The sequence below is a fragment of the Waltera acetigignens genome, from assembly GCF_025567015.1.
Lineage (GTDB): Bacteria > Bacillota > Clostridia > Lachnospirales > Lachnospiraceae > Acetatifactor > Acetatifactor acetigignens.
Genome location: NZ_JAOQJO010000002.1, coordinates 135,272 through 147,708 on the forward strand (window position 1 = coordinate 135,272; position 12,437 = coordinate 147,708).

9 protein-coding genes are annotated in these 12,437 nt (G+C 32.3%); 3 read left to right on the forward strand and 6 right to left on the reverse strand.

Going from position 1 to position 12,437, the window contains the following annotated elements; genetic code table 11:
• Positions 1-40: 40 nt before the first annotated feature.
• A complete protein-coding gene (locus tag OCV96_RS03275) occupies positions 41-385 on the reverse strand; it encodes a helix-turn-helix domain-containing protein (RefSeq protein ID WP_262593487.1) in 345 nt (114 codons plus the stop codon).
• Positions 386-681: 296 nt separating this feature from the next.
• Between OCV96_RS03275 and OCV96_RS03280 the strand changes: the two genes are divergently transcribed.
• Positions 682-3,702: a hypothetical protein gene (locus tag OCV96_RS03280; RefSeq protein ID WP_262593488.1), complete on the forward strand. Its 3,021-nt coding sequence runs from the start codon at positions 682-684 to the stop codon at positions 3,700-3,702.
• Between the two features lie 3 nt (positions 3,703-3,705).
• Here OCV96_RS03280 and OCV96_RS03285 read toward each other — a convergent pair whose 3' ends face one another.
• Positions 3,706-4,806 carry a glycosyltransferase gene (locus OCV96_RS03285; RefSeq protein ID WP_178163221.1) on the reverse strand — a complete coding sequence of 367 codons (1,101 nt, stop codon included), beginning with the start codon at positions 4,804-4,806 and terminating at the stop codon, positions 3,706-3,708.
• Positions 4,807-4,996: 190 nt separating this feature from the next.
• Here OCV96_RS03285 and OCV96_RS03290 point away from each other — a divergent pair, with 190 nt between their 5' ends.
• Together OCV96_RS03290 and OCV96_RS03295 are read left to right on the forward strand one after the other, a co-directional pair.
• Complete coding sequence (locus OCV96_RS03290; protein ID WP_148446905.1) at positions 4,997-5,917, forward strand: tyrosine-type recombinase/integrase; 921 nt, start codon at positions 4,997-4,999, stop codon at positions 5,915-5,917.
• A 135-nt stretch (positions 5,918-6,052) separates the two neighbouring features.
• Positions 6,053-9,256, forward strand: a complete 3,204-nt coding sequence (locus OCV96_RS03295) for a hypothetical protein (RefSeq protein WP_262593489.1) — start codon at positions 6,053-6,055, stop codon at positions 9,254-9,256.
• A 30-nt stretch (positions 9,257-9,286) separates the two neighbouring features.
• Here OCV96_RS03295 and OCV96_RS03300 read toward each other — a convergent pair whose 3' ends face one another.
• The 4 genes from OCV96_RS03300 to OCV96_RS03315 all read right to left on the reverse strand — a co-directional run bounded on the left by OCV96_RS03300 (position 9,287) and on the right by OCV96_RS03315 (position 12,317).
• Positions 9,287-10,261: a glycosyltransferase family 2 protein gene (locus tag OCV96_RS03300; RefSeq protein ID WP_227733912.1), complete on the reverse strand. Its 975-nt coding sequence runs from the start codon at positions 10,259-10,261 to the stop codon at positions 9,287-9,289.
• Between the two features lie 63 nt (positions 10,262-10,324).
• Positions 10,325-11,317, reverse strand: a complete 993-nt coding sequence (locus OCV96_RS03305) for a DUF4868 domain-containing protein (RefSeq protein ID WP_227733910.1) — start codon at positions 11,315-11,317, stop codon at positions 10,325-10,327.
• Positions 11,318-11,971: a hypothetical protein gene (locus OCV96_RS03310; RefSeq protein WP_262593490.1), complete on the reverse strand. Its 654-nt coding sequence runs from the start codon at positions 11,969-11,971 to the stop codon at positions 11,318-11,320. It lies immediately after the preceding gene.
• Positions 11,964-12,317: a helix-turn-helix domain-containing protein gene (locus OCV96_RS03315; protein WP_148446909.1), complete on the reverse strand. Its 354-nt coding sequence runs from the start codon at positions 12,315-12,317 to the stop codon at positions 11,964-11,966. Before OCV96_RS03315 ends, OCV96_RS03310 begins: the two co-directional genes overlap by 8 nt.
• Positions 12,318-12,437: the final 120 nt, after the last annotated feature.

The window sequence follows — 12,437 nt, forward strand, 5'->3', positions numbered from 1 at the left end:
TGTCACTATCACATCATACCACAGAATGCTGCGTTTGTCCCTATTCTTCCTGATACTGATTCAGCATTTTCAGGTAAGTCCGTAAAGCCATTTTCCTGTCCTCCGGCAGATTACGATACATTTTCAGGATATTTTCTTCATCCTCAGTCTGTGTCTGCGACACTTCCCGTTCTCCAAAGAAATCACTGACCGAAATACCAAGTTGGTTGCAAAGTATCATCAGGGTATCTACTCTCGGTACCGTTGTAGCCGCCTGAAAACAACTGACCGTAGAGGAAGATAGCCCGGATTTCTGAGCGATCTTATAAGGCGTTGTGCCTCTTTCAGCACAGATCTGTTTGAATTTTTCCGCAAGCTCTTTGCATTTTTCTTTGGTATTGTACATATAGTTTTACCGCCTTTGCCATTTATTTATGTCTCTATATAATACATGACAAAAGTCGACAGAATCTTACATACTTTTTGATTTATACTCCTTCGTATACTCCTTCGTTTTAACCGCTGTGTTCCTTCGGTATTTCGAAATGTAATTTTCTTGAAATTGTATGATTTTATAATATACTTATTTATATATAGTGCGGATGGATTATAAGGGATAATTAGAAGTTATCTGTTGATTGCGTTTTTTGGATAATAGATACTACATGATTATGTTTAATACAATGTGATAAGGTACAGAAGATGTTAAATTGGAATTTTAAAGACACAATCTCATATCAAGGAGAAACAACAACACAGGATTCAAGAAAATTTGAGTTTTTAGTTGAAGTATATTTGAAAAAAAGATTTCCCTTGGAAAATTGGAGACTGACTAAAGCCACACGGGATGGTAATAGAGATCTTGAAAATTTTTGTGAATTTAGTGGAACATCCATGTGGGCGGAGGTTAAATATACTATACATACGGATGAAAACATATCTTCTAGGAAATATGACTCTACATTAGTGTCTTCTATGTTTGAAAAAAATCTGATTAAAATTTTTTTCATATCCAGTACATCTATGGGAAATAATTTAATAGAGCGAATAAAAAAATTTTACTATTTATCAACAGTTAAAAAAATTGCATTTGTTGATGGATATGCCTTAGCGTACTGGTTAAAGAAAAACCCTGATGTAGAAACATTCTTTTTCAATACTCCTGTAAACTATACGCCTCCAACAGCACCTAACGTTCAGCTTCAATGTATTCGCATACTTTACGAAAGCGACTCATATACAATAGATAGTGTTTTAGAAGATGAAGTAGTATATCCGTTATATTTATCAAATAACTATATTTTGGAGGGAGAATTCACTGCATATGGTTTTGATACTACTCCGCTTTTTCTCTATTGTAACAATGAATTATTGTATAAGGAAACCGTTCCTCCGGAAATAACAACATTTTCTTTAAACTTAGGTGAGCTAGAAGAAGAATTTGATATTAACAAAGAATTTTCTCTTGACATATATTACAAATTGCACAATAAACGCATTGATTGTGGAAATTATAAATTGCGTTTTGCATCGCTGGGAAGAATATTTTCGAATCAGTCACAGGTTTATATTTCCGTTCAGAACGGAATCAAATCAGCGAATAATAAAATGTATAATATATATGGCCCACATGGTTCAGGAAAAAGTTGGTTACTTAATAATCTGAAAAATGATACGTTAAAAGGAATTACACCAGACAAAAAAATTATATATATTAATTTTACTGGTCAAATGACTGATGGTGCAGATATTTGCCGATTAATTTTTACATTGGTCTTCAATTTTTATAGTCTGAGTATTAGTGCCACTGCGTTTACGCATTATTGCCGCGAAAACAGCATTGCAAATTCTTTTTTTAATAGTAAAAACATTGAATTACTAATTCAGGCATTACAAGATGAGGATTACTTAACAATTCAAAAAACATTGTGTGGTTCTATTTTTTCAAAAACCAAAAAAATCTTCGAAGCTTGCAATGCCTTTGCTTATGAACGAATTTATTTTATAGATAATGTTAATTTGCTTAATGAAACCAATTATTCCATTTTTAAAGAAATATTAAATGCTTTCAACCCTCGGAAGAACATTTCTTTTGTTATAGCCGGAAGAGAGCCACTTGATTTTTCAAATATGGAAAACATACCTTTAGAGTATATTGAAGATGCCGAAATTCTTGGCATAATAAATGAATGTATTCCCTTTACCGTTAATAATTTGAACGAGATTGTCCCCAATAAACATTATCTAAAATACCCGGGATTGTTACATTCTTTTGCGCAGGAAATTGGTAGTTTTCATAGTTCTAGAGAAATAAAGCAATTTTATATCGACTCTTTTTATAACAATGCAGTTCGATACATTAAAGGCACCTTTGTTTTTGATGATGTACTGTTGTTGCTAATCTGTATCATGAAAGACGGAGTACCCTATGCTGTTTTGCAGGAACTGGCCTTTAATAAAATAAAGTATCTGCTTGGCAAGAAATATATCATACATAACGGGGACTATGTTTATCCCAATTTTGAAATTTGGAACAAATATATCCCCCAAAAAGTTATTGAGGATTATAAGGAAAAAATTGTTCCCTGTTTACAAAACTTTATGGTACGAGATAAAGATCGCAAAGAATTGTACCAGTGTGCCTTAATAGAGTATTATCCTCAATATTATAATTTATATTTTGATTCAATTTATGAATACATTGATGTATGTTTTAAAAATAATAAATATAGCAAGGTTCTTTCTTTGTGCGAATCTCTTAAAAAGGGATCCGTATATTATGGAGGGCCTGCAGAAAAAATAGAGAATGTAAAATATTTTTTAGCTTTCAGCTATATGCATTGCGATATAAGCCAAAAAGCTCTTGGTATTTTTTATGAAATCACATCAAACTATAAATTAAAAGCGAAAGATAATTTATATTTTAAGGCAGAAGCGCAGATTATCGATGCAAAATATTGGAGCTTTCAAGAGTTTAAAACACTCCCGGCCTATATAAATGAGTTTAGAAAAAGTTGGAGTATTATTGAACCAAAGAATCCACAATTAGAAGCACGATCATTTTTAACTGCAACAAATCGCATGATGGTGACTTATCTTGCATTAGATAAAATAAGACTTGCAAATAAGTGGCTGCAGAAAAATGTAAGATTAGCTATTAAATATGAGTCTGATGAACATTTAGGATATACTTATATGGATTATGCAAAGGGTATTTATCATCTTAATCTTTCATTAGCTTTAAAATATTTAGAACTTGCAGATTTACATTTTCAAATGCCATCTGAGCACAGAAGGCATTTAGACTGTCAATGCGAAATACAATATGTCAAATTTCTACTCGGAACCGGCAGTATTGAACAATTGCAGTTATCTCAAGAAGCGTTATTTGAAAACCAATATTGGATTCAATACTATAAATGTCATTTGAAGCTTTCAGTTTGTTATATTTTAATGGGCAAAAGGGAAGAAGCATTACAGCATTTGTTAGAGGCAGAGGCCCCCGCTATTATGAAAAATGATGAACGGATCAAATATCTTTGTTGCATGATAGGTACTTTTCTGTATAGTGATCCGATACCATATGAAAATTTAGCCTTAGCAGGAACCTCTTATCATAAAATAATTAGAAATACGCATCTTAATTTTAAACAATCCAACGCTGTAATTTATAACGCAAAAGAGACCTCTCCATCATATAACTTAGATCCCAGAGTATGGTAATTTTCACTTTTTCAAATAAATCTGAGGGTATATAACATTACCATGAAGGTCTAAAATTATATCATGCACCATAAAAGATTTTCTGTAACTAAAAATCCGATGGTTATTTATAATATCTTTAAAGCTGTCTACCACAAAAAGAAGATTTGACTTACTTTGTAAAAAGGATGCCGGAACAGAATCTTCTAAGGATATCGAATTTTTAACCATAGATTTTTCAATATTATAATGTCCAATAAAGTTGAATGGAAGCTCCTTAAGAAGAATTGACCATATATTATCTCTTATTGAGCTTCCGTTTATCAATAAATAATGGTATTTGTAGTCTTCTTCTTGTAACTGCTCGTGATATATATCCGGGATATCTATTTTAATTTTGTCTCCCCAGCAATGCCAAAAATAACCGGTCTGATATGATTCATCTCGAAATCTGCGATTTCGCCCAGAGCCTTTTACATGGTAAGCCTTTGCTTCTGGATAATACATGCATTTATATCCTTTGCAATGTATTTTCAAAGAATATTCTAATCCTTCCCATGCATTGTAAAATAATTCGTTAAAACCATTTTCTTCAACAAAAAGGGAACGCCTAGTGATATAAAATCCTGAACCTAACGCTTGCCGTTCAGCCATTCTATGTACTATAGGGGCTTGTTGATCCAATCCATCAAATGCATGTGAAGTTTTATAAAAACCAAATATATGACCAGCACTTTGCACAAGATTAGTTTGAGGATATAAAATTAGTCCTTGCGCAACTCCAATTTCGGGTGATTTATCCATGAAGTTTATCATTTTGTACAGTGAATCATCAATAGGAAATGTATCTGAGTTTAAAAAAATCAAATATGGGGAGGAGGATAAAAATGCGCCAATATTGTTAGCTTTGGAATATCCAATATTTTCATTATTATAAATAACAGATATGTTTGGGTACATATTTTTGAGTTTATCTAAAAATTGAATTGTTTTTCTATCAGTTTCTCCATCAACCACAGCAAACACGTCTATATCTCCATTTATAATACCAAGCAGGTTACCAAAAAAATTTTCTGTTAATGCATATTCATTACTTAATGAGACAATTATACTAGCTTTATACATAACCACTCGCATCTCCTATCGTATGCACTGGCAAATAACTATATATTTTTTGCCATTTTACCGGATCACATTCAACAGATAACTTCTAATTATCGTTCACTTATCTTTCAATTCACCCCTTTGTTTTCTTGCAAACATCCGATATAATAATTCACATTGCCTATCAAAAAATAACAAAGGAGTTTCTGTAATGAACAATTTAGACGCACAAATTATCGATTACCTGACACACTGTGAGTTTCAAAAAAGACTAAATTCTAAGACTTTGAAAGCCTATAAGATTGATCTTAGACAATTTTCAGAGTTTATTCACATTTCTGATGTAGCTGACGTCTCATCTTCCGTTTTGGAAACTTACATCAGTAAGCTTCATCAACTCTATAAGCCTAAAACCGTAAAGCGGAAAATTGCATCAGTTAAAGCGTTCTTTCATTATTTGGAATATAAAGAAATTATTACTATAAATCCTTTCAACAAAATTCAAATTAAATTCCGTGAACCAACCATTTTACCCAAAACAATCCCCCTCCCAATTGTGGAATCAATGCTATCAACTATCTACGCATATCGCATTCAGGCTTCCACTACCTATCAACGCCAAAATGCTTTACGTGATGCGGCTATCATTGAATTACTTTTTGCCACCGGGATACGAATTTCCGAACTATGTTCCTTAAAAACAAGCGATGTCAATCTGGTGGACCGATCTATTTTAATTTATGGGAAAGGAAGCAAGGAGCGGCGCATGCAAATAGGTAATGATGATGTCTTACATATTCTGACTGAATATCGCAACAGTTTTCACGATAAGAATAATCCCTGTAGTTTTTTCTTCATTAACCAAAATCAAACTCCCGTCTCAGATCAGGCAATTCGGCGGATGATTAATAAATATGTATCTTTAGCAGCAATTGACCTTCATATTACTCCACATATGTTTCGCCACACCTTTGCCACAAGCCTTTTGGAGGCCGATGTCGATATTCGTTATATTCAAGAAATGCTAGGACATAGTTCTATTAATATTACTGAAATCTATACTCATGTCGCATTATCCAAACAAAGGGATATTCTTACCTCTAAACATCCCAGAAAAAATTTTCAAGTATAACGAAATCGCAAAAAACAATCGCCGGCACATTCTCCTCAATGCCGGCGATTCCTCTATTCTGTTGTAACTGACTGATAATCAGATATTATCATTTAATTTTACAATTATTTATAAAAATAGAGGTGGTTGCATAGAATGAATATTAATTGGGAAACAATAGTAGATGGTTTTAGGGGATTTGAAAAATTGGCTCTTGAATTTGTAGAAGAAAATGAACCACAAAATGGATGCTCATGGAAACCAACAAAGGAGACGCGAGACGGAAATCATGATGCAATTCTGGCCAGAGAAGTTTCAGACACTCCAAAGCCGGATTTTGCTGTATTTGTTGGATATGCAAATAATGTGGATGTCTGGTGGATGGAAGCTAAATATTCTGCTGAGGCAACTCAGGAAAATAGCATAATAAGCAGATATCGCTTGGATGCAACTATTGTTAGCGCAATTTTGTCACGCAATATTTCAAAAATCATTTTTGTTACAAATTTAGAGATAGCATCAAAAACAATTGCGGATATTCGAAAAGCTTTGATATTCTCCAATAGTTGTAGCGAGGTGAAATTCTATACAAAAAGTCATTTGGAAAACTGGCTTTTAGACAAGCCGTTTTCTTTTTTTGGATCTAAATTTAAATGTACTCTTGATATGTATAATCAATTAGAAAAACCATATTTCAACCATATTGAAGAACTTTCTTTTTACTCTATTGGAAATAATTTTTTTCAAGAACCGCTATCTTCTGTATACGTTGGTGGAATATATGAAATTCACTTTTCCATTTCTGTATACAAGGATTTTGACGCCACATTGAATAGCTGTATTAATATCCAACTACTATCAGAGGATTCGAAAAAAATTCATTTAAAAAAGGGAATTAATGATTATGTTTTTTATGCCTGTATACCGGAAAATTTGGAATATGAGCCTATTTCAAAATTGGATTCACCTGGCGAATATAAGACGCTACAGCCCATATCCATTGCTTATTTATTAGAAAACGAATCTAGTACAGAAGATTTTGAAATACAAATTATTCCGGCAACTGCAATAAAAATTATAAATTCAGAAAATATATTTTTTGACATTCCATCACAAAATAAGTTGGTTGATAAATTATGTAAGGATCTGACAGATCATACCCATAATCCGGATTGTGAATTTTCGTTAATATCAATATATGGAAGTTCCGGAATTGGAAAATCTTATGTCCTACAGTTATTTAAAAATAAGTTAATGAAAGAAAAACAGCATATATTATGTAGCACTTATACTTTTTCAGGCGATAAAATAGATGACATAAAGGTTATTAAAAAAATTATTTTTCAATTGTTTTTCCCGTATTTATATTTTGAGGATTTAGATTCGGATTATGTAAATGAATTACGAAAAAATTTTCCTAAAATCAAAGATATTTTTTGGAATTTTGTTTTTTTCTCAACCGAAATAGAAGATTTTATAAAATATGTTCAAAATCCTGAACTGTTAAAAGATATTTTTCTCAGCAACATATGTATTAATAATCGCATTATACTTTTGGATGATATTCATAAAGTACCACGTGAATACGGAAATATTTTAAAGGAAATGCTTAAGTTACTAATAAGTCGGGAATACCCTGTTTTTTGCATTATAACTTCACATCAAAAAATTTCTATGGAAAAATATAGAAATGGTAAAAAACAATTTTTTGATAGTATTGAAGTGAACGTCACCAGTAATGATATATGTACACTTCTTGGCAATAAAAATATTGATGTTGATGCTGCTGGCATAACAACACTTTTTGGATCGGTAATAGAAGTGGTATATTTTTTGAAATATTTGTCTACACTGAACGATGCTATAAAAAATATCGACGATTTTAAGCTAGCATATCACTCATTTATGCGATGTGAGCTTCTCAAAAATGAAATAATTTCTAAATTCAAAAATACGTTTAGCAGAAATGCTGATGCGGAAGCATTATGTTCCTGTATTTATTATACCTTATCAGGAATACATCGTAAGTTAATAAATGATATTCCACAATCTGCTGAAACCCTTAATTTACTATTAGATGCCGAATTAATCAGAAAAAATGATGATGATTTTTTTGTGAGTTGGCATGATTACTATAGAGATATATTTATTAGTCATTTTTCTTTAAAACCATATAATGGTATACATATTCCCTTTGAAGATGTTTACCATATGAAATTACAACTTGAACTAAAAAGCCAGGAAAACAATACCGTAGAGGAAGCATTAAGCAAAATGGAGGAGTTATTTGCTGAGCAGAAATATTATTCAATTTATTATATTTTGGAAAACATTTTTCTGGAAGACACTGTAAAAAGGCAGTTCAAAAACGGTGTTTGTACTCAAAATTATTTTATGTTTTTTGCATATTTTGCTTATGCAAATGCAAATGCCGGAACAACTTATTCTGGATATGATCTGTTTCAACGTTTATATACAGAGGCAGCTTCGGTATCAGACACAACAGTAATAATAATTCGATATATTGCATTGTGGGAAATAATCAATTCACTCTATGAAAGCAATAAGTATCAAGAAGCTTTGCAAAAAATAGATTGCTTTAACAGAATGGCAACAGCTGTTCAAAATAATTGGAAAGTTCTGTTCGGCTGGGATCTTCCATCGATAAAATACGCTGTAAACACAGTAAAAATGTTTATTGACAGTGAAAATGGAATTAATTGTTTGGATAAAATTCCGGCAAAAGATTTTTTGTTTTCAAAAGATATTCCTTTTTCCACGTATCGCTTGATTTTATGTAATCTTACAAATGATTTTGATACAGCGCAAAAAATACTTAGAGAATATAACAGTCTGGTACAGAATAGACCGGATTGCGATGCCAAGACAAAATATATGTATAATTTTGCTGTTATATTTCTCGATTGTATTAATGATAAAGTAGATATCAGCGAAGTCATTGTCGCAAATAATCTATTAAAAGAAAACTTTGTTCATGATTATAATAGACACATTTTTGCTACCTCTCTTCTATCATTAACCAAAGGAGATTTACCACTGTGTGAGAAGTATAGGCTGGAATATATGAAAACGCAGCGACCATTGAAAGTGCGTCAACTTGCTTTTGAAGCAGCATATTCGGCATTAGTATATTTGCATAAGCATCAAAAAATGGCAGCAATAAATGAACTGGAAAAAGAAGTGACATTATTCGCTGAAAGGTCAACGTACCTTCCTGTTATTAGTCACAACATAAAATATATAAATCAATATGAATTTTCATTAGATGATTTAGAGTTTTATTTAGGCGGGCATCTTCGGGAAGGGAAATATTATATAGATATCCGCATGCTATATTAAGTGTAATAGCATGCGGATATAGAGTTGCTTTTAATATATAGTAGTATCAGTGATATTCGGTTGAATATGCTTTCGCAGTTCTTCAGAAGATAAAAAATCAATATATTCGTCTATGTCTATAACCTCCTTCAGACGAATGAAAGAATATTTGAGATATTCTTTTTTAGATTTTTCGTCAGGGACAAACTCAAATATTTGTCGAACAATTAAATTATAAAAATGCTGTAATGATGAATAATAGTTAAATCGAAATTTTTTATAAATGTTATTTTTCTGCAGGTATTCCTTAATCATTTTGTATGCAGTCATCATATCGTCTATATTCTTTTGATTAAATGACTGTACAATGGATCCCGAACGTTTATAGTGGTGATACACAACTTGAGGGACACAAACCACTCTATTTGCAGCCAGCGTGCAACTATATGAAAAAGGTTGATCTTCAAAAAAAATATGCTCTGGAAATGTTAATAAATTATCCGTCAAAAAAGTTTTTCGATATATTTTATTTAAAGCTGACGGCAAGAACTTTATACCATAATTATACTCGTTTGTCATAATACGAAATGCAATCTCTCCAGAAAGCACATAATCTTGATCGTATTTGCACTTATATACGGGAGAAGTAGTAATATAATCGTATTCTCGCATCAAACTACATGTAACAATATCGGCATTTAATTGTTGCGCTTTATTATACATTACTTCCAGATAATTTAGGTCCATCCAATCATCACTGTCAATAAATGATATGTACTCTCCAGATGCCTGTTGGAGCGCTTTATTTCGGGCTCCTCCAGGCCCAAGGCTGGTAGAAAGCGGCAAAAACAAAACATTTTCGTGCGTTTTGGCAAGTTCAGTTGCTATTTGAGGAGTACTGTCTGTAGATGCATCATCTGCAATAATAATTTCAATGTCTGATAAGGTTTGGTTAAAAATGGAATCCATACATTTTAATAGATACCTTTCTGTGTTATGGGTTGTAACGATAACGCTCACTTTCATAATTAAATCCTCCTTTGGGCTGTTTGGAATACTAAAAACCGACTGATAATATCTGATTATCTATCACGTTTCATTCTTCTTTGCTATTCGCTTTACATCTGTATCAAACTCATCATTTGTTATTAATGACTTTGTATACCTTTCATCAAACAGATCTATCAAGTGTTCTACGTCTTTATAAGTGTTTAGCTGTATTTTTCCATTTATAATCGTAAATGTTTCACGCCATCTTTCCGTTTTTTGAATTTTCTTTATTAACTCCTTTGATTTCAGTTTCACAACATTGTACTGCTTAATTCGAAGCATTTTTTTGGCGTATGTCTTTGATGGACGACTTACATATTCCTGTAATTTAAAATTGTTTTCCACAAGACCCGTTTTGGTTATATCCTCCACAACTTTCATGGCTTCTGAACGAATATACTGTTCAAAGCCAAAGTGCCTCTGCATCAGCTTTATATCCCTGGTCAGTATATTCTCTCCCACCACCAGTAAATTTACTTTTTGAGTTATCGTAAAAATTCTATCCGTAAATTCCTCGAACTTGTCCATATCTTCTGTAGATATCGCCTTGACCAAAAAATTTTCTTTTTTCTTGTTCGGAATCAATATAGGCTGAACACTTTGATATGCCCATATACACCTGCTCTCTCTTTTAAACCGAAAGAGTATTGCATCCACATTGTCAAAGTCATTTACTCCAAAATAATTTTCCTTCGGCTCAACAGCTTTCAAATATTCAAAAGGGGCATATTGTTCGTTCTGTGGCAGCACATATATTCTGTGTTGATCATCCGCCACATAATCTACACTTACATATTGTGATGCTTCAACTCCATAATCTCTTTTCACAACCTCAGCAATTGTTTTCTGAATTTTGTCTTTGAAATTATCTTGATTGTTTTTACTTTTTTCATAGAACGCAAAGCGCTTTAGTGTCTTTTCATCACCTTTTATAAGTGCATATACTTCGAATCCATATTCTTCATCGCAAAACATAGTTTCTATTTCCGTTACTATGTTTTGCATTGTACATTCTTCTCTTACATCTTCCATTTACTGTTCCTTTCTGTTCTTGTTGTACATAAGGCACACATCATCCGAAATATATTTCCATTTTACTACCTTATTTTCGTCCAGTTCCTCACGGCATATAGCAATATATGTTTTGGGATTTGGTACATTCGCTATGTCAGAAGTAAATTTCACCCTGTAAAGCTTGTATTGCAATAAAATCAATACAGGATTCTGGTAATATAAATCCGTTTTGACCATAAGTTCTGCAACAAACCACATCACCAGTATATATGAGATAAACTCATTAACTGTACTTACTTTATCCACCAACAGCGAAAGTATAAACGTCATAAAAAAGCTGATACCGGAGTCTTGTATCTTGTCTTCTATCACAATTTTATCCCCATCATCATTAAATGCTGTAAAACGCGCCTGCCGAAATTGCCAGAACGTAATGAATCCACTGATTGCAAACCAAAGTGCAATAATACCAATTAAAATCTGCCAAATATCGTCCCTCAGTCCTGTCTCTTGAATCATCTCAATGATATTGCATTTATGTAGTATGCTATCCAGCAAACAATATATTTTCCCAAGCGTTTCCTTCGTTACGCTTTTGATTACTATAAGAATCGACAATGGCAAAAATGACTGTACAATTAATTTTCTTTTCAATTTTTTATTCTCAGTCATCTATTCTCCCGCTATATTCCTCAAGCATTTTCACATATGTACCTAATTGCTTTCTCTTCTCTCCTGATAAACTTCTATATACTTTTACCAGTTCTTCTTCCTCCTTGGCATACTGTTCCATAACCTCCCGTTCTTCCAAAAAGTCCGTCATAGAAATCCCAAGTTGATTACAAATAATCAGTAATGTATCAATTCTTGGTTTTGAATTTCCCTTCAAGAATTCACTTATTGTAGACGAAGAAATACCTGCTTCTTTAGCAAGTTTGTACGGTGTACTTCCCTTGGCTTCACATATTTTCTTAAGTTTCTCCGCCAATTCCATACATTTTTCTTCAGTATCATACATTTAGCTACCACCTTTGTCCTGTAATATAAAATCCCTCTATTTAGTACATGACAATAAATGACAAAATCTTACAAACATTTTTAAATTTTTTATCATGAATTTTTTATCATGAGTTTATGC

Bases quoted from the DNA above. Each gene is read 5' to 3' on its own strand.
- OCV96_RS03310 (WP_262593490.1), bottom strand. From the start codon at position 11,971: ATGACTGAGAATAAAAAATTGAAAAGAAAATTAATTGTACAGTCATTT.
- OCV96_RS03305 (WP_227733910.1), bottom strand. From the start codon at position 11,317: ATGGAAGATGTAAGAGAAGAATGTACAATGCAAAACATAGTAACGGAA.
- OCV96_RS03275 (WP_262593487.1), bottom strand. From the start codon at position 385: ATGTACAATACCAAAGAAAAATGCAAAGAGCTTGCGGAAAAATTCAAA.
- OCV96_RS03280 (WP_262593488.1), top strand. From the start codon at position 682: ATGTTAAATTGGAATTTTAAAGACACAATCTCATATCAAGGAGAAACA.
- OCV96_RS03315 (WP_148446909.1), bottom strand. From the start codon at position 12,317: ATGTATGATACTGAAGAAAAATGTATGGAATTGGCGGAGAAACTTAAG.
- OCV96_RS03285 (WP_178163221.1), bottom strand. From the start codon at position 4,806: ATGTATAAAGCTAGTATAATTGTCTCATTAAGTAATGAATATGCATTA.
- OCV96_RS03300 (WP_227733912.1), bottom strand. From the start codon at position 10,261: ATGAAAGTGAGCGTTATCGTTACAACCCATAACACAGAAAGGTATCTA.
- OCV96_RS03290 (WP_148446905.1), top strand. From the start codon at position 4,997: ATGAACAATTTAGACGCACAAATTATCGATTACCTGACACACTGTGAG.
- OCV96_RS03295 (WP_262593489.1), top strand. From the start codon at position 6,053: ATGAATATTAATTGGGAAACAATAGTAGATGGTTTTAGGGGATTTGAA.